At 68.9% G+C, this 20,930-nt stretch carries 22 protein-coding genes; 8 read left to right on the forward strand and 14 right to left on the reverse strand.

What is annotated here, in order from left to right:
- Positions 1-70: 70 nt before the first annotated feature.
- The 7 genes from QSK35_RS41110 to QSK35_RS41140 all read right to left on the reverse strand — a co-directional run bounded on the left by QSK35_RS41110 (position 71) and on the right by QSK35_RS41140 (position 6,360).
- A complete protein-coding gene (locus tag QSK35_RS41110) occupies positions 71-880 on the reverse strand; it encodes a shikimate dehydrogenase (RefSeq protein ID WP_285753612.1) in 810 nt (269 codons plus the stop codon).
- A complete protein-coding gene (gene mltG, locus QSK35_RS41115) occupies positions 880-2,106 on the reverse strand; it encodes an endolytic transglycosylase MltG (RefSeq protein WP_285753614.1) in 1,227 nt (408 codons plus the stop codon). Before mltG ends, QSK35_RS41110 begins: the two co-directional genes overlap by 1 nt.
- Positions 2,103-2,588: a Holliday junction resolvase RuvX gene (gene ruvX / locus QSK35_RS41120; protein WP_285753616.1), complete on the reverse strand. Its 486-nt coding sequence runs from the start codon at positions 2,586-2,588 to the stop codon at positions 2,103-2,105. Before ruvX ends, mltG begins: the two co-directional genes overlap by 4 nt.
- Positions 2,575-5,244 (reverse strand): alanine--tRNA ligase, encoded by a 2,670-nt coding sequence (gene alaS / locus QSK35_RS41125; RefSeq protein WP_285753651.1) that lies wholly within the window; start codon positions 5,242-5,244, stop codon positions 2,575-2,577. Before alaS ends, ruvX begins: the two co-directional genes overlap by 14 nt.
- A gap of 54 nt (positions 5,245-5,298) precedes the next feature.
- Positions 5,299-5,565: a hypothetical protein gene (locus QSK35_RS41130; RefSeq protein WP_285753654.1), complete on the reverse strand. Its 267-nt coding sequence runs from the start codon at positions 5,563-5,565 to the stop codon at positions 5,299-5,301.
- A complete protein-coding gene (locus QSK35_RS41135; protein ID WP_285753655.1) occupies positions 5,562-5,972 on the reverse strand; it encodes a DUF948 domain-containing protein in 411 nt (136 codons plus the stop codon). The genes QSK35_RS41130 and QSK35_RS41135 overlap by 4 nt, the downstream gene beginning before the upstream one ends.
- Before the next feature lie 172 nt (positions 5,973-6,144).
- The gene (locus QSK35_RS41140) at positions 6,145-6,360 is read right to left on the reverse strand and encodes a hypothetical protein (RefSeq protein WP_285753657.1); all 216 of its coding nucleotides are present in this window, start codon (positions 6,358-6,360) and stop codon (positions 6,145-6,147) included.
- Between the two features lie 150 nt (positions 6,361-6,510).
- Between QSK35_RS41140 and QSK35_RS41145 the strand changes: the two genes are divergently transcribed.
- The 7 genes from QSK35_RS41145 to QSK35_RS41175 all read left to right on the forward strand — a co-directional run bounded on the left by QSK35_RS41145 (position 6,511) and on the right by QSK35_RS41175 (position 14,282).
- Positions 6,511-7,413, forward strand: a complete 903-nt coding sequence (locus QSK35_RS41145; protein ID WP_285753659.1) for a helix-turn-helix domain-containing protein — start codon at positions 6,511-6,513, stop codon at positions 7,411-7,413.
- A gap of 6 nt (positions 7,414-7,419) precedes the next feature.
- A complete protein-coding gene (locus QSK35_RS41150; protein ID WP_285753661.1) occupies positions 7,420-7,596 on the forward strand; it encodes a DUF397 domain-containing protein in 177 nt (58 codons plus the stop codon).
- Positions 7,597-7,759: 163 nt separating this feature from the next.
- Entirely contained in the window at positions 7,760-9,133 is a 1,374-nt protein-coding gene (locus QSK35_RS41155; protein WP_285753663.1) for a pyridoxal phosphate-dependent decarboxylase family protein, read from the forward strand.
- On the forward strand, positions 9,130-10,710 hold the full coding sequence (locus QSK35_RS41160; RefSeq protein WP_285753665.1) for an IucA/IucC family protein: 1,581 nt from the start codon (positions 9,130-9,132) through the stop codon (positions 10,708-10,710). Before QSK35_RS41155 ends, QSK35_RS41160 begins: the two co-directional genes overlap by 4 nt.
- Positions 10,707-11,288 (forward strand): GNAT family N-acetyltransferase, encoded by a 582-nt coding sequence (locus tag QSK35_RS41165; RefSeq protein WP_285753668.1) that lies wholly within the window; start codon positions 10,707-10,709, stop codon positions 11,286-11,288. The genes QSK35_RS41160 and QSK35_RS41165 overlap by 4 nt, the downstream gene beginning before the upstream one ends.
- Positions 11,285-12,553, forward strand: coding sequence for a lysine N(6)-hydroxylase/L-ornithine N(5)-oxygenase family protein (locus tag QSK35_RS41170; RefSeq protein WP_285753670.1), 1,269 nt, complete (start codon positions 11,285-11,287; stop codon positions 12,551-12,553). The genes QSK35_RS41165 and QSK35_RS41170 overlap by 4 nt, the downstream gene beginning before the upstream one ends.
- Positions 12,543-14,282, forward strand: coding sequence for an IucA/IucC family protein (locus QSK35_RS41175; RefSeq protein ID WP_285753672.1), 1,740 nt, complete (start codon positions 12,543-12,545; stop codon positions 14,280-14,282). Before QSK35_RS41170 ends, QSK35_RS41175 begins: the two co-directional genes overlap by 11 nt.
- A 264-nt stretch (positions 14,283-14,546) precedes the next feature.
- On the opposite strand, the gene QSK35_RS41180 is transcribed toward QSK35_RS41175, so the two are convergent.
- Genes QSK35_RS41180 through QSK35_RS41190 form a run of 3 tightly spaced genes read right to left on the reverse strand, consistent with a single transcriptional unit; the run spans position 14,547 to position 17,069 of the window.
- The gene (locus QSK35_RS41180; RefSeq protein ID WP_285753674.1) at positions 14,547-14,783 is read right to left on the reverse strand and encodes a hypothetical protein; all 237 of its coding nucleotides are present in this window, start codon (positions 14,781-14,783) and stop codon (positions 14,547-14,549) included.
- 13 nt (positions 14,784-14,796) lie between these two features.
- A complete protein-coding gene (locus QSK35_RS41185) occupies positions 14,797-16,398 on the reverse strand; it encodes a serine/threonine-protein kinase (protein WP_285753676.1) in 1,602 nt (533 codons plus the stop codon).
- The gene (locus QSK35_RS41190) at positions 16,395-17,069 is read right to left on the reverse strand and encodes a hypothetical protein (protein ID WP_285753678.1); all 675 of its coding nucleotides are present in this window, start codon (positions 17,067-17,069) and stop codon (positions 16,395-16,397) included. The genes QSK35_RS41185 and QSK35_RS41190 overlap by 4 nt, the downstream gene beginning before the upstream one ends.
- Positions 17,070-17,235: 166 nt before the next feature.
- Here QSK35_RS41190 and QSK35_RS41195 point away from each other — a divergent pair, with 166 nt between their 5' ends.
- A complete protein-coding gene (locus tag QSK35_RS41195; protein ID WP_285753680.1) occupies positions 17,236-18,093 on the forward strand; it encodes a hypothetical protein in 858 nt (285 codons plus the stop codon).
- 127 nt (positions 18,094-18,220) lie between these two features.
- On the opposite strand, the gene QSK35_RS41200 is transcribed toward QSK35_RS41195, so the two are convergent.
- From QSK35_RS41200 to QSK35_RS41215, 4 genes are all read right to left on the reverse strand, one after another.
- Positions 18,221-18,565 (reverse strand): RNA polymerase-binding protein RbpA, encoded by a 345-nt coding sequence (locus QSK35_RS41200; protein ID WP_285753681.1) that lies wholly within the window; start codon positions 18,563-18,565, stop codon positions 18,221-18,223.
- A 66-nt stretch (positions 18,566-18,631) separates the two neighbouring features.
- On the reverse strand, positions 18,632-18,871 hold the full coding sequence (gene secG / locus QSK35_RS41205; RefSeq protein WP_285753682.1) for a preprotein translocase subunit SecG: 240 nt from the start codon (positions 18,869-18,871) through the stop codon (positions 18,632-18,634).
- A 92-nt stretch (positions 18,872-18,963) separates the two neighbouring features.
- Positions 18,964-19,752 carry a triose-phosphate isomerase gene (gene tpiA, locus QSK35_RS41210; RefSeq protein ID WP_285753684.1) on the reverse strand — a complete coding sequence of 263 codons (789 nt, stop codon included), beginning with the start codon at positions 19,750-19,752 and terminating at the stop codon, positions 18,964-18,966.
- Positions 19,752-20,921 (reverse strand): phosphoglycerate kinase, encoded by a 1,170-nt coding sequence (locus QSK35_RS41215; protein WP_285753686.1) that lies wholly within the window; start codon positions 20,919-20,921, stop codon positions 19,752-19,754. Before QSK35_RS41215 ends, tpiA begins: the two co-directional genes overlap by 1 nt.
- Positions 20,922-20,930: the final 9 nt, after the last annotated feature.

Below are 20,930 nucleotides of genomic sequence, written 5' to 3' on the forward strand. Positions count from 1 at the left end.
TGGTCGCGGGCAGCCTAACCAGGCGTTACGTTTCGAAGGAAGTGGGCTAGTTCGCGTGTAGACGAAAGATTCAGGCGGTGGCTTCGCGCAGCGCCGCAGTCATCACGTCACGTGGCGCCTCGCGCCCGGTGATCTGCTCGAACTGCCCGAACGCCTGGTGCAGCAGCATGTCGAGCCCGGTAGCCAGCCGAGCCCCCGACCGCTCGACCGCGACCGCCACCGGCGTGGGCCAAGGGTGGTAGATCACGTCCAGCACGACCGGCGCCAGGGCCAGCACGTCCGCGATCGGTGACGTAGCCGCCGCGGGCACAGTGCTGACAAGAACGTCCGAAGTGGACGCCAGTGAAACCAGGTCCACCGAATCGAACCGCTCCACCGTCACCTCAACGCCGACGCGCGCAGCACACTCCACGGCCTCAGATGCACGCGAAGGTTCCCGCACCACAAGGGAAACCTCCTTCACGCCGAGCTCAGCCAACCCGGCCAGCGCGGCATTCGCGGTACCCCCGGCACCGAGCAGCACGCCCCGCCCACCCTCAACAAAACCGGCACCACGCAAGGCACCCACGACACCGTCCACATCGGTGCAGTCGGCGTGCCAGCCATCTCCAGACCGCACCAACGTGTTCGCGGCACCAACAGCAAGAGCACGAGGCGTAGCGGAAGAAGCCACGGCCAGCGCGGCGTGCTTGTTCGGCATGGTGCAGGCCAGCCCGGCCCACTCAGGGCCGAACCCCGCCAACAGACCAGGCACCTCCGCGGCAACGCACTCGATGCGCGAGAACGTCCAGTCGGACAACCCGAGCGCCGCGTAACCGGCATTGTGCAGAACAGGGGACAACGAGTGCGCGATCGGCGAACCGATCACCGCTGCCTTCACTAGAAGACGCCTTCCTGCCGTGCCTTCAGGTCGTTCTTGTCGTGCTCTTCCTTGCTGACCGCGAAGCAGGACGTGCCGTCCTTCTGACACTTCACGAAGTACATCCACTCGCCGGCCTCGGGCTTCAGCGCGGCCTCGATGGCCTCACGTGACGGCGAGCCGATCGGCGTCGGCGGCAGACCGCTGGTGGCGTAGGTGTTGTACGGGCCGGCGGCGTTGCGGTTCTCGTCGGACGTCCGGATGTGCGGCTGCAGCAGCTTGTAGTTGACCGTCGAGTCGAACTGCAGCTTCATCGGCGTCTTCAGGCGGTTGTAGATGACCCGCGAGACCTTGCCGAAGTCCTTCGTGATGCCTTCCTTCTCGACGAGGGAGGACATGATCAGCACCTCGTACGGGCGGAAGCCCGTGTCGGCGGTGCCGCTTGGGATACCGAAGCCCTGCAGCTTCTGCGCGGACGACGTGATGACGCTGCGCAGCAGCTCGGTCGCGCTCAGACCGGGGTTGACCTGGTACACGCCGCGCATGATCAGGCCTTCGAGGCGGAACTCGGCGGGAGCGGCCTTCACGTCGGCGATCGCCCACTCCGGCACGCCCAGGGCCACGGGGTCGGCCGTCTCGGCGGCGGCCTTGATCTCCTCAACCGGCACGCACGTCTTCGTGCCGTTCTTGTCCGTGCAGCTGGCCTGGGAGAGCTGGGTGTAGATGCCCGGGACGACCTTGCCGTCCTGGCCGGTCAGGTCGCGCAGGATGGTGCCGCCGACGACCTGCAGCGCGCCGACCTTGCTCTTCGGGTCGACCATGCGCAGGACGGCGTTCGCGCCGGACATCTTCGTCTTCATCACGTAGAAGCCGGGCTGGATCTGCGTGACGCGCTGGTCGGTCTTGCTGGCCTCGGTGAACGCGCGGGCGCTCGCCACGACGTTGTTCTTCTGCAGGGTGGAGGCGATCTCGCTGACCGGGTCGCCGTCCTTGACCTCGATGATCACGTCGGTCTCGCCGGCGCCCGAGTAGTCGTCCCACGAGCCGATGCCGCGCAGCTCGCGGTAGCCGTAGTAGGCGCCGCCCATACCGAGCGTGAGCACGAGGCCCACCACGATCCAGAGGATGGTCTTCTTGCGCTTCTTCGCCTTCCGGGCGGCCGCGCTCTCCCGCTTCACGGGCCTGCGCCGCTGTTCACGCTCGACGTCCACGTCGGGGTCGGTGAACAACCCGAGATCGTCGCTCAAGGCTCATCCTTTCGGGCAACCGAACGCGCTCGGGCGTCCAGCCAGGACTGCAGGATCTCCACTGCAGCGGCCTGGTCGACCACGGCGCGCTGTTTCTTGCCCTTCACGCCCCGTTGCGCCAGCACCCGGCTCACGACGACGGTCGTCAGCCGCTCGTCGCTGAGCCGGACCGGCACGGGGGCGACTCGCTCGGCCAAGGCGGCAGCGTACGCCGTCGCCGCGTCGGCCGCTGTGCCGTGTCGCCCGGCCAGGGTCTTGGGCAAACCGACCACGACCTCGACTACGTCGTGCTCGGTAACGAGCCGGGCGAGCTCGGAAAGGTCCGAACCACCCTTCTCGTCACGCTGCAGGGTAACCAGCGGAGTCGCCAAAAACGCTGTCGGATCGCTGAGAGATACCCCCACGCGCACCGATCCGACGTCGACGCCGAGCCTTCTACCGAGGCCCGGATCGTCGACGCCGGCTACATCAGCGCTGCTCAAGTACCTTGTCCAGCTCGGCGGACAGGGCGGCGACGGCGTCTGGGATACCAGCCGGATTCGTGCCGCCACCCTGGGCCAGATCCGGCTTGCCGCCGCCGCGGGCGGCGATGGCCGGGCCGAACACCGGCACCAGCTTCCCGGCGGCGAGGCCGAGGTCGCGGGCGGCGGCCGTGGTGGCGACGACGAAGCTGACCTTGTCGCCGTCCGGGGCGAACAGGGCGACCACACCGGGCTTGTTGCCCAGGCGGTTGCGGATCTCGCCACCCAGGGTGCGCAGGTCGTTACCCGACACGCCCTCGGCCACGTGCGTCACCAGCGACAGCCCGCGGATGTCCAGGGCCTTGGCGGCCAGCTCGCCGGCCGAGCCGAGCAGCTGGGCGGCGCGGACCTTCTCGAGCTCCTTCTCGGCGTTCTTCAGCCGGTCCATCAGGGCCTCGATGCGGCCGGGCAGGTTGTCCGACGACACCTTCAGCATGTCGCTGAGGTTGGCCACGATGGCGCGCTCGCGGGCGAGGAAACGCATGGCCTCGATGCCCACGTAGGCCTCGAGCCGGCGCACGCCCGAGCCGACCGACGATTCACCGAGCAGGGTGATCGGGCCGATCTGCGACGAGTGCTCGACGTGCGTGCCACCGCAGAGCTCGCGCGACCAGGGGCCGCCGATCTCGACGACGCGCACGGTCTCGTCGTAGGTCTCGCCGAACAGGGCGACGGCGCCCATTTCCTGGGCCCCGCCCATGTCGGTGTACACGACGCGGACCGGGAGGTCCTTGCGCACGGCGAGGTTCGAGACGTCCTCGATCTCGCTCTTGGCCTCGTCCGACAGACCGCCGGTCCAGGCGAAGTCCAGGCGCAGGTAGCCGGGCTTGTTGTACGAGCCGCTCTGCAGGGCGGACGGGCCGAGCACCTGACGCAGGGCGGCGTGCACGACGTGCGTGCCCGAGTGCCCCTGGCGGGCACCGGTACGCCACTCCGGGTCGACGCGGGCCTCGACGTGCTCGCCCTCGGCGATCTCGCCGCTGGTCACGCGCACCTGGTGCACCCACAGCTTGCGGGCGACCTTCTGCACGTCGAGCACCTCGAGCTCGGCGTTGCCGCTCACGATGGTGCCGGCGTCGGACTCCTGGCCACCGGACTCGGCGTAGAGCGGCGTGCGGTCGAGAACGACCTCGACGATGTCGCCTTCCTTGGCCGACTTGATGCGCTTGCCGTCGAGGACGATGCCGCGCAGCGTGGCCTCGGAGGCCATCTCCTGGTAGCCGGTGAACTCGGTGGCGCCGAGCTCGAGCAGCTGCCGGTACACGGTCTGGTCGCCGTGGCCGGTCTTCTTGCCGGCGGCGTCGGCCTTGGCGCGGGCGCGCTGCTCGGCCATCAGCTTCCGGAAGCCGTCCTCGTCCACGCTCAGGCCGGCCTCGGAGGCCATCTCCAGCGTGAGGTCGATCGGGAAGCCGTAGGTGTCGTGCAGCTGGAAGGCCTTGTCGCCGGGCAGCGTGGCGCGGCCGTCGGCCTTCACCTCGTTGGCGGCGTTCTCGAAGATCCGGGAACCGGCGTCGAGCGTGCGGAGGAACGTGTCCTCCTCGGCCTTGAGCACCTGCTGGATGCGGGCGAAGCCGCTGACCAGCTCGGGGTACATCGGCCCCATGGAGTCGCGGACGACCTCGGCGTACTGCTGCAGCACCGGCTCGGTGACGCCGAGCAGGCGGCTGGACCGGATGATGCGGCGCAGCAGGCGGCGCAGCACGTAGCCGCGGGCCTCGTTGCCGGGCGTGACACCGTCGCCGACGAGCAGCACACCGCTGCGGGCGTGGTCGGCGATGACACGGAACCGGACGTCGTCGACCTCGCTGTCGCCGTACTTGCGGCCGGACAGCTCCTCAGCCTTGTTGATGACAGCGCGGACCAGGTCGGTCTCGTAGACGTTGTCGACGCCCTGCAGCAGGTAGGCGACACGCTCGACGCCCATGCCGGTGTCGATGTTCTTGGCGGGCAGCTCACCGAGGATCGGGTAGTCCTTCTTGCCGCCACCCTCGCCGCGGATGTTCTGCATGAAGACGAGGTTCCAGATCTCCAGGTACCTGTCCTCGTCAACAACCGGGCCGCCCTCCTTGCCGTACTCGGGGCCGCGGTCGTAGTAGATCTCCGAGCACGGGCCGCACGGGCCGGGCACGCCCATGGACCAGAAGTTGTCCTCCATGTCCCGGCGCTGGATGCGCTCCAGCGGCAGCCCGGCGACCTTCTGCCACAGCTCGATGGCCTCGTCGTCGTCCAGGTAGACGGTCACCCAGATCCGCTCGGGGTCGAAGCCGTAGCCGCCCTCGTCCTGCGACTTGGTGACGAGCTCCCAGGCGAGCCGGATGGCGTCTTCCTTGAAGTAGTCGCCGAGCGAGAAGTTGCCGGCCATCTGGAAGAACGTGAGATGCCGGGTGGTCTTGCCGACCTCGTCGATGTCCGGCGTGCGCACACACTTCTGGATGCTCGTCATCCGCGGGGCGGGCGGCGGGGCCTCGCCGAGGAAGTACGGCTTGAACGGCACCATGCCGGCGTTGACGAACAGCAGGTTCGGGTCGTCCAGCAGCAGCGAGGCGCTCGGGATGTACTTGTGCCCGGCGTTCTCGAAATGCTCGCGGAAACGCTTGATGATCTCGTGGGTCTGCACGGGAGTGGTTCTTTCTACTGGTGGTGTCGAGGGCGCGCTTGGTAAGGCGAACGACTAGCGATCGTTCGCCCTGGGCGCTCGACGCCCCGGCGTGTAGCCCGTCTGACGTTCCACGGTCTCTTGCAACTCCTGCTCCCGCTCGGCCATCCCGGCCCGCACCTCGGCCCCGAAGGAGCCGATCGCGCCGGCCAGTTCACGCAGGCCTTCACCCACGTTAGCGCCGATGCCCGCGGGCGTCGCCTGCTTTGTGACCTCGGCGGCCTTGCGCGCCACGAAGACGCCGGCGGCGGCGCCGAGCCCGAACCAGAAGAGCCTGCTCATCGCTTACCCCTGTTTCGATCCCTCTTGGGGCGTTCGTGCTTGTTGGGCTGCTGCTTGGCGGCCTTGCGCGCCTTCACGGCCTTGCTGACGCCGTAGGACACCGCGGCGGCCTTGATCAGCGGGCTGCCGAGGGTGGCGGTGAACAGGCTCGTGAGCGCGGAGACGTTGCCGGTGACGGCCTTCGCGTTGGCGGTGATGCCGTCGACCCGCTCGAGCTGGGTGTTCACGTGCGTCAGCGTCACGTTGGCCTCGTCGAACAGCGGGTCGCTGTTCTGGTGCGCCTTGCGGATCGCGATCGTGGCCTCGTCGAGGGTGCGCCCCAGCTTGATCAACGGGATCGCCAGCAGGAGCACAAGCAGTACGAACGCACCGGCTGCGACCAGTGCGGCGATCTGCCCTGGCGACACGGATCCTCCTGGTGGGAGCGACTGGCGGAAGTGCCGCTCAGGCTACCGTGCCGCACCTCACGCTCCTCGATCACCCGCCTGCGGGCCTCCGCGAGGGTCACCCCCACCGGCCAGAGGTTGGTGAGGGTGACCCTCGCGAGCGTGAGGCGCATGAGGATGGTCCTCACGAACCTCACCCGCCGCGGGCGCGGACTGCGACGCAGCGTGGGCAGCCCTGCTCCGGATCCGCGGGCCGCGCCAGCGCGGTGAACGGCCGGAACGACCGGCCGCCGCAGAGCGGCGTCACGATCCCGGCGTTGATCGAGGCCGCCAGGTGGGCGTCGCCGTCCATGCACGACGCCACGTACCAGTACTGCCGGGTCACCGGGATTCGAATGTCTTCGACCACGCCGATCCTCCGGGGGAGGCAGGGACGCGGAGCCGATGAGCCGGTCGGGGTCACGTCCATCGGCCCCGCTGCTCGAACGCTGCGAGATGTTGGCCCCGTCGTCACGTTACAAACATGACGTGACAGTGGAAAGAGGCCAATTTTCGTATTGTGCGAACGACTGACCGAAGGTACGCATTGACGCTAATCCGAAGAGGGGATTCATCAATGGCCAATCCACCGCCACCGCTGGCCCGGCGGATCGAGCTGGGCGCACTGTTACGAACCTACCGGGAACGCGCCGGTCTCGACGTCGCCGAGGTCGCCGGCGCACTCGGATGGTCGTATGTCCAGAAAGTTGGGCTCGTCGAAGGCGGGAAGCGGCGGCTCGCCCCGGCCGAAGTGACCGTGCTCGCCGAGCTGTTCGAACTCTCCGCCGAAGAGCGGGACAAGGTGGTCGCGCTCGGCCGGGACGCGAGGAAACGGGATCCGGGGCCGGTTTTCGCCGCGGACTGGGCCCAAACGTACATCGCGCTGGAAACGGCGGCGACGCAGCTGAAGGTGTACGCCGAAGAACTGCTGCCGGGCTTGCTGCAAACCGAGGACTACGCGCGGGTGGTCCTCCTGGAGGGCGGCGTCCTGCTGCCCCACGAGATCGATCGTGCCGTCGAACAACGCGCTGAACGGCAGAAACGTCTTGAGGAGACCCGGCTGACCGCGGTGCTGAGCGAGTCCGGGCTGCGCAGGCAGGTAGGCGGGCCGACGATCATGCGCAGACAGCTGGAACACATCGTCGAACTGGCCCAGCGACCGAATGTCGCATTCCAGGTGCTCCCATTCGGCGCCGGTGCACATCTGGCCCTCGGAACCTCTTTCACCCTGATTCCACTGGGCGATCCGCTGGTCACGTTCGTCTACGTCGAGGCGTTGACCGATTCCGACTTCTATGATCGCCCACCGCACACCGAGGTCTATACACTTGCGTTCGACCGGGCCCAACGGGCCGCACTGCCCGCACCCGAGTCCCTCGCCGTGCTCGATCAGCTGGTCGGTGAACTCAAGCAATTGGAGTAGAACTACGTGACCAATTGGCGCAGGAGCAGCCGCAGTCAGAACGGTGCCGACAATTGTGTCGAGGTCGCCCGGACCGTCGGCGTCGTGAGAGTGCGCGACTCCAAGAACCGAACCGGCCCCGAGCTCGCGTTCGAAAGCGGCGTATTCAACCAATTTCTGCAAACGGCCGGACGCAGCGGGTGACCACACGGGACACCCGACAGTCCCCCGAACGGCCGCGCCGATGATCGCCTCTGAACGACTAGCGTCGTCACCGGCCGTGCAGTGATCGTCACACCTGGCTTGCCATGTGCAACTCTGAGTAGATGAGGTTAGCCTAGCCTTAATTGATCGCTTCGGAGGTGTCGTGCACCCCAGGTCCCTGCCCCCTGGACGACCGACCCAGGTGCTCGCGGCTGCCTTCTCCAGACTCGGAGACGCGCTGCCCGAGGAGGGCATCGGGCCGGACGAGGCGCTGCAGCGGATCGACGGGCTGCTGACCGACTACGGCGTCAACCTCCGGGACGCGTTCTGCGCGGCGCACCTCCAGCCGCCGCCGCTCGCGGTCGCGGTCAAGGCGGACGCGCTGGCGAGCGCGTCGAACGCCTCGCTCGACACCTACGACTCCGGGCCGGCGACGATCGCGGTCGAGCGCTGGGTCGTGACGAAGCTGGCGGAGCTGGCCGGATACGCGGACGGCGACGGCGTCTTCACGCCGGGCGGCACGATGTCGAACCTCACCGCGCTGATGCTGGCCCGCGACGCGGCGGCGGCCAGAAGAGGTGTCAACGCAAGGCTTTCCGGCGTGCACGCGCTCCCGGAGCCGACCGTCTACTGTTCCGAGCTCGCGCACTTCTCGGTGCAACGCGCGTGCGCGGCCCTCGGCCTCGGTGAGAACGCCGTGCGTCCCATCGAGGTCGACGACGACCGCCGCATGCGCACGGACTCGTTGCAACGCGCGCTCAACCACGCGGTCACGCCGGTGGCCGTCGTGGCGACGGCGGGCACCACGGACTTCGGGTCGATCGACCCGTTGCCCGCCATCGCCGACATCGCCGAGCGGCACGGCGCCTGGCTGCACGTCGACGCCGCCTACGGGTTCGGCGCGTTGTTCTCGGACCGGCTGAGCGGGCTGCTCGACGGGCTGGTGCGCGCCGACTCGGTCACCGCGGACCTGCACAAGATCGGCTGGCAGCCCGCATCAGCGTCGGTCCTGCTGGTGCGCACGGCGGAGGCGTTCAGCTCGCTGGACCGCTCGGTCGCCTACCTCAACCCGGAGGACGACCGGATCGCCGGCTACGACGGGCTGCTCGGCCGGACGCTGCAGACCACGCGGCGCCCGGACGCGGTGAAGGTGGCCGCGTCGCTGCTCGCGTACGGCAGGCAGGGGCTCGGCGGGCTCGTCGACCACTGCCACGCGCTCGCGCGGCACGCCGCCGAGCTGATCGCGGGCGACCCGGTGTTCGAGCTGATCGGCGAGGTCGTCCTCACGACGGTCGTGTTCCGTTATGTGGCAACGGATCCCGAGCTCGTCGACGAGGTGAACGCCGAGCTGCGGCGCCACCTCATGCGCACCGGCGTCGCGCTGGTCGGCCGCACCGACGTCGGCAAGGCGACGTGCCTGAAGTTCACCCTGCTCAACCCCACGACGACCTTCGACGACCTCGTCCGGCTGCTCGGCCTGGTGCGCCACGCGGGCGCCGTTTCGGAGGACATGCTGCGACAGGAGGGCCTCGCATGACCCCGCGCGCCGATGCGGAACACGCGCACCTGGAAGCCCTGCTCCGAGCCTGGGTCCGGGAGACGAACACACCCGCGCCGCTCGGCCCGATCACCGTCGCGCTGCCGTCGACGGGATTGGCGCTGCACAGCGAGGTGCTGCACTCGTCCCCCACGGGCTGGCACCGCTTCGGTCCAGTCAGCATCGGCGACTTACCCGCGGATCCCGTACTGGCCATAGCCCTGGTGGCACAGGAACTCGGCGGCGAGACCGCGGATCTCGTCGAACGCACGGCCGAGTCGGTCCGGCGCGTCACGGGCTTCCTGGAACGCACCGCTCCCCCACCGGCGGACGGCTTCCTCGACGCCGAACAGAGCCTGCTGCTGGGCCACCTGCACCACCCGGCACCGAAGAGCCGCGACGGGATCTCCGACCGCGACAACGCGCGGTTCGCGCCGGAGCTGCGCGGGTCGTTCCCGTTGCACTGGTTCGCCGCGGACCCGTCGGTGGTGTCGTTCGGCGGTGGCGCGGACAAGCTGATGGACACCCTCGCCGGGCGGCACATCGACGGGCGCGTGCTGGTGCCCGCGCACCCGTGGCAGGCGCACGACCTCGTGCAGCGCCCGCGCATCAGGTCGTTGCTGGAACACGGCCTGCTCGAGTCGCTCGGCGAGTTCGGGCCCGAGTGGTTCCCGACGTCGTCGCTGCGCACGGTGTACCGGCCGGGCGCGCCGGTGATGCTGAAGCTGTCGCTGGGCCTGCGGATCACCAACTCGCGCCGTGAGTCCACGGCCACCGAACTGCGCCGCGGCATGGAGATCGACGAGCTGCTGAACACCGGGTACGCCGCCGACACGATGCTCGCGCACCCCGAGTTCCAGATCGTGCGCGACCCGTCGTGGATCGCGGTCGACGAGCACGGCGACGTCACCGGGCTCGACGTCGCGGTGCGCGACGTGCCCGCGGGGCTGACCGACCTGCGATGCCTGGCCGGGCTGGTCGCGCCGCAACCCGGACCGCCCAAACTCGTGCGGATCGTCGAGGATCCGGCGCGGTGGATCTCGGACTACACCGACCACGTGCTCGTGCCGATGCTGATGCTGTACGCGGAGACCGGCATCGGGCTGGAGGCGCACCAGCAGAACACGCTCGTGCGCGAGGACGCGTCCGGCGGCGCGTACCGCGACAACCAGGGCTACTACCTCGCGTCGTCGCACCTGCCCCGCCTGTTGGCGCACCTCGGCACCGACCACTCGAAGCTCGCGGTCGTGGACGACGCGATCGTCGACGACCGGCTCACGTACTACCTGCTGCGCAACCAGGCGCTGGCACCGATCGGCTGCTTCGGCGCGTTCGGCGCGGCGGACGAACGCGAGCTGATCGGTGTTCTGAAGGCGCGGCTGGAGGATGCGCTGCCCGCGCTGGCGAAGGCCGGCCCCGACGGCGACCGCCTGGCCCGCCGCTGGCTGAGCGCGACCACGTTGCCGTGCAAGGGAAACCTGCTCACCCGGCTGCAGGGCATCGACGAGGTGCTGGCGCCGCTCGACGCGCAGTCGGTCTACCTGGACACCCCGAACCCGCTCCTGGAGGCCAGGTGAAGCCGGTCAGCCACCTCGACTCGTACCGCAACCGCGTCGAGGCCCCCGCACCGCCCGCGCCGTTGCTGTTGCCCAAGCCGTGGGACGCCAAGCTCGTCGATCCCGACGGCTTCCACCTCGACCTGATCCACGGCTGGATGCAGAAACCGCACGTCGCGGCGTTCTGGCGGCAGGCGTGGCCGCGGGACCGGTGGGAGCAGGAGCTGCGCGGACACCTGGCGGGCAACGACATCCGGCCGTTCCTGGTGGCGCGCGACGGTCACCCGGTCATCTACCTGGAGGTCTACCGCGCGGCCCGCGACCGCGTCGCGCAGTGCTACCAGGCGCGGCCGCACGACATCGGCCTGCACGTCGCGATCGGCGAGCTGGCGATGACCGACCGCGGGCTCGTGCGCGCGTTGCTGCCCGTGCTCACCAAGGCGTTGTTCGACGCCGACCCGCACTGCACGCGGGTGATCCTGGAGCCGGACGTGCGCAACACCCGTGCCATCAAGTCGTTCCAGGCGGGCGGGTTCGTGATCGCGGACGAGATCCTGTTGCCGGACAAGGTCGCCGCCCTGATGGTGTGCAAGCGATGAGCGTCCTGGCCATCGGTTGCGGGCCGTTCAACCTCGGCCTGGCCGCACTCGCGTCCACTGTGGACGACGTGTCCGTCGAGGTGCTGGAGGCGTCGCGGGAGCTGCGCTGGCATCCGGGACTGATGTTCGACGACGCGACGTTGCAGGTCAGCTTCCTCGCCGACCTGGTCACCATGGTGGCGCCCACGCACCCGCTGTCGTTCCTGGCGTACCTGCAGGACGCCGACCGGCTCTACCCGTTCTACGTGCGCGAACGCTTCCACCCCACGCGTCGTGAGTACGAGGACTACCTGCGCTGGGCGGCGTCGCGGCTGCCCGTGCGGTTCTCGCACCGCGTCTCGTCGGTGCACTGGGACGGCGTTGGTTTCGTCGTTTCCGCTGTCCGCGGCGACGGCAAGGACGTCACGTTCCACGCCCACGACCTGGTGCTGGGTATCGGCACCACGCCGTGGATACCTCCCGCGTTGCAGGAACTCCCGCCCGAGAGGTTGTTGCACAGCGCCTCATACCTGGATCGCGTTCCGTCCGTGGGGCATGTGACGGTGGTGGGTTCGGGCCAGTCGGGCGCCGAGGTGGTGCTGGACCTGTTGCGCCGCAACGCCCCTGGGGTGAGCTGGCTGACCCGCAGCCCGGTGTTCGCGCCGCTGGACTACACGAAGCTGGTGCTGGAGATGACCACGCCCGGGTACGTGCGGCACTTCCACTCGTTGCCGCAATCGACCCGCGACTCGCTGGTCGCCGAGCAGTGGCGGCACTACAAGGCGATCTCCTCGGAGACCATCGAGGAGCTGCACGACCTGCTGTACCGGCGCGAGCTGACCGATCTCAACGATGTCGAGCTACGCCAGGGCACGGCCGTCACCGCGGCCGGAGTCTCCTCTCACAAGGTCGTCCTGACGTGCACACATCGCGACACCGGTCGTTTGTTCGAGCACACGACCGACCTGGTGGTCGCCGCCACCGGCTACCGGCAGCGCGAACCCGTGTTCCTGCAACCGATCGAGCACCTGATCAAGCGCGACTCGCTTGGCCGGTTCGTCGTCGGGCTGGACCACTCCATCGATTTGGACCCGTCCGTCACCGGCCGGATCTTCGTGGCGAACGCCGACCTGCACAGCCACGGCGTAGCAGCGCCCGACCTGGGCATCGGGGCCGTGCGCAACGCGGCAATCCTCAACGCGATCACCGGCCGCGAGGTGTACCCGCTGCCCAAGCGAACCGCTTTCACCAGTTTCGGCGCGCCGGAGGGCTCGAATGTGGAGTGAGTGCTCACAGGCGTTGCTCGCGAAGATCATCGGTGAACTCTGCTTCGAACAGCGCCTGGTCCCGGAACCGGGCTACGTGTTGCGTTTCTCCGACTCCGTCTATCGTTTCTCTGCTTCGCGAACGGCGTTCGACGGCTGGGTGGTCGAGCCCGGCTCGGTGTTCCGCGCGGCCTCCGGCATCCTCGGCGACGACGTCGAGGAACCATGCGACGACGTGCAGCAGTTCGTAGTGGACGCGTGCCGGCACATGGGCATCGACGGTCAGACGACGGCCGGGTGGCTGTCCGAGATCACGTCCACGCTGGCCGCGGACGTGGCCATGGCGTCCACCGCGATCTCGGTCGCCGAGCTGACGTCGTTGTCGCACATCGAGTTGGACGGCCACCTCACCGGCCACCCGTGGCTGGTAGCGAACAAGGGCCGCGTCGGTTTCTCTGCTTCGGACGTTTCGCGCTACGCCCCGGAGTCCCGGACACCGATCCGCCTTTCGTGGCTGGCCGCACATCGGGGCCTGGCCGAGTTCCGGGGCACGTCTTCTTCGTCCGAGCAGTCAGTCGTTTCCGAGGAACTCGACGAGGCGACGCGGCACCGGTTCACCGAGACGCTACGCGAGGCCGGCCGCGATCCGGCCGCATACGTGTGGCTCCCCGTGCATCCGTGGCAGCTCGACCACGTGGTCCGCACTTTGTGGGCGCCACAGCTGGCTTCTTTTGGGCTGGTCGAGCTGGGCTCGTCGCCGGATCGGTACCTGCCGACCCAGTCCGTGCGCACCATGTCCAATGTGGATCGTCCTTCGGCGGCGCAGGTGAAGCTGCCGCTACGAATCCTCAACACGGCCGTGTACCGCGGCATCCCGCCACACTGCAGCCTGTCCGCACCCGTTGTGACGCAATGGATGCAGGGCCTGTGGTCCAACGACAAGCTGCTCACCGAGTGGGGCACCGGACTGCTGGGCGAGTACGCCTCGGTGACCGTGCGGCACCCGCACCTGTCGCGGGCGGGCGACGTGCCGTACCAATGGCTGGAGACGCTCGGCTGCATCTGGCGCGAACCACTCGCTCCGCACATCGGTCCGGGCAACACCGCTTGGTCGCTGGCCGCCGTGCTGCACACCGATCCCTCGGGTGCTCCGCTGGTCGGCGAGTTCATCAGGCTCTCCGGACTGTCCACATCGGAGTGGCTGGCCGCTCTGCTGCGGGTTCTGCTCCGGCCGTTGCTGCACGTGCTCTACACGTACGGCATCACGGTGAACCCGCACGGCGAGAACGTCACGATCGTCTGCTCGGACGGTGTGCCGGTCCGTGCGGTGATCCACGACCTGGTCGATGACGTCAACGTGTCGGTCGAACGGATCCCCGAACGCGGTCTCGAACCCGACTCGCACGACCGGGTGCTGCCCCGCAAACACTGGAACGTCTTGCGCCAGTACCTGGTCGACGCATTACTTGTAGGGGTCTTCCGCCCGTTAGAACTTCTAACTGGTCAGGCCAACTTCTGGGGCATGGTCCGCGGCGAGATCGAGGCCTACCGCAAGCGCCACCCACACCTCGCCGCGCGCATGGATGCGGGCACGTTGCTCGGTCCGACGTTCACGCGATTCCCGCTGAATGGCTATCGGCTCACGCTCGGGTACCGTGACCTGGCGCAACGCCCGCCGATCCCGTCGGCGGGCGAGGTCCCCAACCCGATGCACACGGCGCCGGCCGTCGCACCTCTCGACGGCTGGTAGGTCGATGGTCGCTAGGCCGTTCGGGTGCAGTTTCGGGTGCAGTTCGGGGGGTGCCGGACCCGCATCCAGGCCCGATGCACGAAAATTGTCAGACCCCGGCGGTACGCTTGAGCGTAAAAGGAAGCGCGCGGGGGCAGCGTTGCGTCAACACAGCAGCCTCCACGGCCTGGACCCCTCACGACGGTCTCGCAGCCAGTGCGGCGCACGCGCCGCGTGTACTGAGGACGGCCTCGCAACCACCGCAGTGCACGCGCCCGCGAGACCTCACGACGCGTCGCCCGCGCACGCGCCCGCGAGACTCGCGATGGGCTCGCAGCCAGTGCGGCGCACACGCCCGCGGGTACTGACAACGGCCTCCGCAGCGGCGCACACGCCCACGGACACGCGCGCCCGCCCGTGATCCTCACGACGGCCCGGCCGCCGCCCGCGCACGCGCCCGGCGGCACCCACGACGGCCTGGTCGCACATCCCGCACAGGCCCGCGCCCGTCACGATGGCCACAGGCCCGCGCCCGTCACGATGGCTTTGTCGCCACCGCCGCACACACGCCGGCGACCGCCCCGAGCACCCCGCACGCCACGGCGAGCCCGAGCGTGGGTTCGTTGCGCAGCAACACGGTGACGAGCAGCCACACCGCCACCCCGAGCCCGAACCCGAGCGGCCCGGCGAGCACAACGGCACCGGTCCCAGCCTGCCGACGCCGCAACGCCCGCAACACGGACTCCAGGTAGGCGAGCGTGAACAACAACAGCACCGCACTCCCCGCCCCCATGATGCTGAGCATCGGAGTCTGCGCGGGTTCCAGCAGGTAGTCCTTGTCGGCCGTGGCGGTGACCGCTCCCCCGATGATCCACCGAGCGGCGCCGGGCAACACGTACCCCTCAGCCGTGCGATCGACGTCGGCGAGCGTGACCCCGGCAGCGGTGACCTTCAGGTGCGTGCCACCAATGGAAGTGATCGGCTGACTCAAATCCTGCGGCACGACGGGCAAATCCCGCGCCCCCAGCAGAAACGGCAACGCAACCAGCAGCAAAGCCGCAACCACAGCAGCGACCACGAACAACACCGACGGCGAAGAAGGCTTGATCACCGAAGCGGCCGGCACGAGCGTGTCGCTCAGATGCACCGCGGGAGCCGCGGGTTCGACCATCGTCGCGCGAATGCGGTGCTGCGTGATCGACATGGTGTCGCGCGGCTGCGACGGGCGCATCGCGGGGTGTGTGCTGGAGGCCGCGACCTGCGGCGTCAGGTGTACCGGCAGGCGGAGCTGCATCAGCCAGTCCGGGCCGAACACCAGCGCCGCCGCGCCGGCCAGGTCCATCGCGAACGTCTCGGCGTTGCGGTAGCGGCCGGACGGGTCGCGCACGAGGCTGCGCATGACGACCTCGGCCAGCGGCTCCGGGACGTTCTCGATGCGGCGCGGCTCCTGGTACACCCGCTTCTGGATCAACGCCAGCGGGCCGCCGCCGCGTTCGAACGGCAGGTCGCCCGTCAGCAGTTCGTACAGGACCGTGCCGGTCGCGTAGACGTCCGCGGCCGGGGTCAAAGCGTTGCCCAGCGCCTGTTCCGGCGCGATGTACGCGGGCGTGCCGAGGACGGCGCCGGCGTGGGTGACGAGGGTGGCGCCCTCGCTGACGACCTGGGCGATGCCGAAGTCGGCCACCTTCACCACACCGGACGAGGTGAAGAGCAGGTTCTTCGGCTTCACGTCCAGGTGCAGCACACCGGCCTCGTGCGCCGCGTGCAGACCGGACAGTGCCGCCAGGACGATGCCGCACGACTGCTGCGCGGTGTAGCCCTCACTGGCGAAACGAGACCACACCGTGCCGCCGTCGAGGCGTTCCATGACCAGCAGGTGCTCGCCCTGGTCCCGCACGTAGTCGTAGACCGGCACGATGTGCGGGTGGTCCAGGCGCGCCAGCAGACGCGCCTCGTGCTCGAACCGGGCGCTCATCCGCTGGTCCTCGGCGACCGCTCGGGGCAGCCGCTTGATCGCCACCGGACGGCCGAGCGGACGGTGCACGCCGCCGTAGACGACGCCCATCCCGCCCTCGCCGATCTGTCCGCCGATGTCGTACTGCGGCAGCGCGGCGACGACGCTCGGTGATGCGGTCACGGCAGCCTCACGGTCGTGGTGTCTGAATCGGACGGTGCGTCACCGGGGTGCGGCGTGAGGTAACCGAGCAGCAGCGCCGCGCCGGCCGCGCCGACGATGAACGGCACCTCGGCCGTCGGCGACGGCGGGATGAACCGCAGCACCGACAACGAGATCACCGCGACCAGTCCGGTGCCGATGCCCGCGGGCAGGAACCGCATCGCGCGCTGCCACCGGTTCGCGGGCAGCCGCCTGCGCGCCAGCGCGATGATCGCGCCCAGCCACGACAGGATCGTCAGCACCAGCACGGCCAGTCCGAACACCCCGTACACGGACCACAACGATCCGCGCACGTCTCCGGTCGCCTCGACCTCGGCGACCACGTCCCGGTCCGGGTTGATCACCTGGACCGTCGTCGGCAGCAGTCCGATGGCCTGCGAGCCGAGGTCGGCCAGGTCCAGCTGGAAGCCGCGGGTCGCGGTGCTCTTCGCGGGCACGTCGAACGGAACCGTTGTGTCGTAAGCGAAGAACGTCAATGCCAGGGCGGTGCCCTTCAGCCGGACCGTCCGGATCCGCTGCACTGTGTCCGTGTTGTTGCGGACGGTGACGGAGATCTTGGGGGTCTGCGCGGGGTCGAGCACGAGGGTCGTTGCTCCAACCGGCTTACCGTCCACTGTGGCTTCCAACGCCACGGACCCGCCCTGTGCGAAAGCCGCCGGGGCAAGCAGCATAATTCCGGCGCACAGCAGTAAACCTGCACCAGTCACGCGACGTCTCACTAGCGCACCTTACGTTCGGATCCGGGGAGAGGGTATGCGGTCTTTAGCTGTACTCGTGGCGACGGTAGCGGGTGTTACCGTGCTCACGATCACACCCGCCCTCGCGCAGACCCCGCCTTCGGCGACGGTCAAACCCGCGAGCGGGGCGCCCGGGAGCACCGCCACCGTCGCGTGGTCCGGCTTCACGTTCGACCCGGACTGCACGAACTCGAGTGTGGTCATTCTCTGGAACGGTCAGCAGTCGCTCGGCACCGGCACCTCGGTGCGCGGGACCGGTCAGCGCAACGTCACGATTCCGGCCAACTCGCCCGCGGGCACGTTCCCGATCGTCGTGCAGGCCTCCCCCTGTCCCGGCAGCAAGGCGACGACGCGGTTCACCGTCATCGTGCCGCCGACGACCACGACGACCACCCCGCCGGTGACCACCACGACGACCACGAAGCCGCCGGTCGTCACGACCACTACCCCGCGCCCGCCCGGCGTCACCACGACGACCACCACGACCACGGGGTCGACGACCACGACCACGGACAGCTCGTCGTCGTCCTCTTCCTCGTCCTCGTCGACGCCGAACGGCGGTGACGGGATCCTGGTGCTGGACAAGGACAACATCCAGCCGGGCGACCCGCTGACCGCCACCGGCAAGGGCTGCCCGGCGGGCGCCCCGGTGACGTTGAAGGCGATGGGCGAGAACGTCGGAAAGACCGTCGCGGACACCAACGGCGACTTCACCGCGCCGGTCCGCTTCACGACCATCGAGCCGGGCCGGCACGCGATCCGGGCCGAGTGCGGCATCGTCCTGCTCGGGAACGTGGACGTCACGCTGTCCAGCTCGACCGGCGGCACGACGAGCACGCTGGTCGTGCTGCTGTTCTTCATCCTGATCGGAGCCGCCATGCTCCGCCGCCAGTTCACCGGCCTGCGCCGGACGATCTGACAAGTGCCGTTATGGCCACCTTTACGGACCTGAGGTCCGTAAAGGTGGCCATAACGGCACTCGACCGCAGACATAGCGAAGGGCGCCTCCCCGAGGGAAGGCGCCCTTCGTGGCGTTGAGATCCGGTTTACGGCTCCTCGCGCTGCCGGCGGAGCTTGGCGAGAGCCTCTTCGAGGATCGCCTCACCGTCGGCGTCGGAGCGCCGCTCCTTCACGTAGGCCAGGTGCGTCTTGTACGGCTCGTTGCGCGGAGGCGCGGGCGGGGTCTGCTCGTCCCGTCCGGCGGGCAACCCGCAGCGCGGGCAGTCCCAGTTGTCCGGCACTTCCGCGTCGACCGCGAAGGACGGACGCGACTCGTGACCGTTCGCGCACCAGTACGACACGCGACGCCGAGGCGCGGACTCGCCACGCTCCGACTCACCCATCGGGCCTGCGCCGACGCGGGTACCGCGAATCGCGTTACCACCAGCCATCGACCGTTACACCCCCACCAAGTGGTTACCCCAAGCCCCGGAGGGCTTCTGTTTTGTTGTCTCTGGTCAGACCGTCGGGAGCTTGACCAGCAGTCCGATGCCGACGATGGCGATGATCCACACCGCGCCGGTGAACAGCGTCAGGCGGTCGAGGTTCTTCTCGACCACGCTGGATCCGGACAGACTCGACTGCATACCGCCGCCGAACAGCGAGGACAGGCCGCCGCCACGCCCACGGTGCAGCAGGACGAGCAGCACCAGCAGCAGGCTGGAGACGATCAACAGGATCTGCAGGAACAGGATCATTTCTTCCTCGCTGTCAGACAGTCGACGCCATAGAGTACCTGGTCGACTGCCGAACGTGTGCAACCGTAGGGAAAGGGTGGGAAACTATCGGGTCAGGGTAGTGGGCCGCCTGCGGCGAGCGCACACAGCTTGGTGAACTCGTCCGCCTCCAGCGACGCACCGCCGACCAGGGCGCCGTCGATGTCCTTCTGCGCGACGAGCTCGCTGATGTTCGACGACTTCACCGAGCCGCCGTACAGCACGCGCACGGTCGACGCGGTGTCCTCGCCGTAGAGCTCGGCGAGCTTGGCCCGCAGCGCCGCGCAGACCTCCTGCGCGTCGGACGAGCTGGCCGTACGGCCGGTGCCGATCGCCCAGACGGGCTCGTAGGCGATGACGACCTTCGCGACCTCTTCGGCCTTCAGGCCCTCCAGGCCGGCGACGAGCTGCGACGTGCACAGCTCCAGGTGGCCCTTGGCCTCGCGGACGTCGAGCTTCTCGCCGAGGCAGAAGATCGGCGTGACGCCGTGCCGCAGCGCCGCCTTGACCTTCGCGTTGACGAGCGCGTCGTCCTCGTGGTGGTACTCGCGGCGCTCGGAGTGCCCGACGACGACGTAGTGGCAGCCCAGCTTCGCGAGCATCGGGCCGGACACGTCGCCGGTGTAGGCACCCTTGTCGTGCTGCGACAGGTCCTGCGCGCCGTACTTGAGCAGCAGCTTGTCGCCGTCGACCAGCGTCTGGATGCTGCGGATGTCGACGAACGGCGGGATCACCGCGACCTCGACCTTGGCGAAGTACTTCTCCGGCAGCGAGAAGGCGATCTTCTGGACGAGCGCGATGGCCTCGAGGTGGTTGAGGTTCATCTTCCAGTTGCCCGCGATGAGGGGCAGACGCGTCGCCATCACGACTCCAAGACGCTGATGCCGGGGAGTTCCTTGCCTTCCAGGAACTCCAGGGAAGCGCCACCTCCGGTGGAGATGTGCGAGAAGCCGTCCTCGGGCAGGCCGAGCGCGCGCACGGCCGCGGCCGAGTCGCCACCGCCGACGACGGTGAAGGCGTCACTCTTGATCAACGCCTCGGCGACCGCGCGGGTTCCGCCGGAGAACGAGTCGAACTCGAAGACGCCCATCGGGCCGTTCCAGAACACGGTCTTGGCGTCGGCCAGCTTCGCGGCGAACAGCTCGCGCGAGGCCGGGCCGATGTCCAGGCCCATCCGGTCGGCCGGGATCGCGGCCGCGTCGACGTCCGCGTAGTCCGCGTCCGCCGCGAACTCGGTGGCGGCCAGCACGTCGACCGGCAGCACGAGCTCGACGCCGCGCTTGTCCGCCTCGGCGAGGAAGCCCTTCACCTGCTCCAGCTGGTCTTCCTGCAGCAACGAGTTGCCGACCTCGTGGCCCTGGGCCTTGAGGAAGGTGTACGCCATGCCGCCGCCGATGAGCAACCGGTCGACCTTGGTCAGCAGGTTCGCGATGACGCCGAGCTTGTCGGACACCTTCGCGCCGCCGAGCACGACCACGTACGGGCGCTCGAGGTCGTCGGTGAGCTTGCGCAGCACCTTCAGCTCGGCCTCGACCAGCTCACCGACATACGCCGGGAGCTTCTTCGCGACGTCGTAGACCGACGCCTGCTTGCGGTGCACGACACCGAAGCCGTCGGACACGAACGCGTCGGCCAGCGCGGCGAGCTCGTCCGCGAACGCCTCGCGCTCGGCGTCGTCCTTGCTGGTCTCACGCGGGTCGAACCGGATGTTCTCCAGCAGCGCGACACCGCCGTTGGTGAGCTGGGTGGTGTCCGGCGCGAGGGGCACCTCGATGCCGAGCAGCTCACCGAGCCTGGTGGCGACGGGCGCGAGCGAGAACTTCGGGTCGGGCTCGCCCTTGGGGCGGCCGAGGTGCGCGGCGACGATGACCTTCGCGCCGGCGTCGGCCAGCTTCTTGATGGTGGGCACCGACGCGCGCACGCGGCCGTCGTCGGTGATCTTGTCACCGTCGAGGGGGACGTTCAGGTCGGCGCGCACGAGCACGCGCCGACCTTCGACACCCTCGGCGATCAGTTCGCTGAGAGTCTTCAACGTCTGCTT

The organism is Lentzea sp. NBRC 105346 (assembly GCF_030269605.1).
Taxonomy (GTDB): Bacteria; Actinomycetota; Actinomycetes; order Mycobacteriales; family Pseudonocardiaceae; genus Lentzea.

Bases quoted from the DNA above. Each gene is read 5' to 3' on its own strand.
- QSK35_RS41170 (WP_285753670.1), top strand. From the start codon at position 11,285: ATGAGCGTCCTGGCCATCGGTTGCGGGCCGTTCAACCTCGGCCTGGCC.
- secG (WP_285753682.1), bottom strand. From the start codon at position 18,871: ATGATCCTGTTCCTGCAGATCCTGTTGATCGTCTCCAGCCTGCTGCTG.
- QSK35_RS41160 (WP_285753665.1), top strand. From the start codon at position 9,130: ATGACCCCGCGCGCCGATGCGGAACACGCGCACCTGGAAGCCCTGCTC.
- QSK35_RS41175 (WP_285753672.1), top strand. From the start codon at position 12,543: ATGTGGAGTGAGTGCTCACAGGCGTTGCTCGCGAAGATCATCGGTGAA.
- QSK35_RS41130 (WP_285753654.1), bottom strand. From the start codon at position 5,565: ATGAGCAGGCTCTTCTGGTTCGGGCTCGGCGCCGCCGCCGGCGTCTTC.
- tpiA (WP_285753684.1), bottom strand. From the start codon at position 19,752: ATGGCGACGCGTCTGCCCCTCATCGCGGGCAACTGGAAGATGAACCTC.
- QSK35_RS41200 (WP_285753681.1), bottom strand. From the start codon at position 18,565: ATGGCTGGTGGTAACGCGATTCGCGGTACCCGCGTCGGCGCAGGCCCG.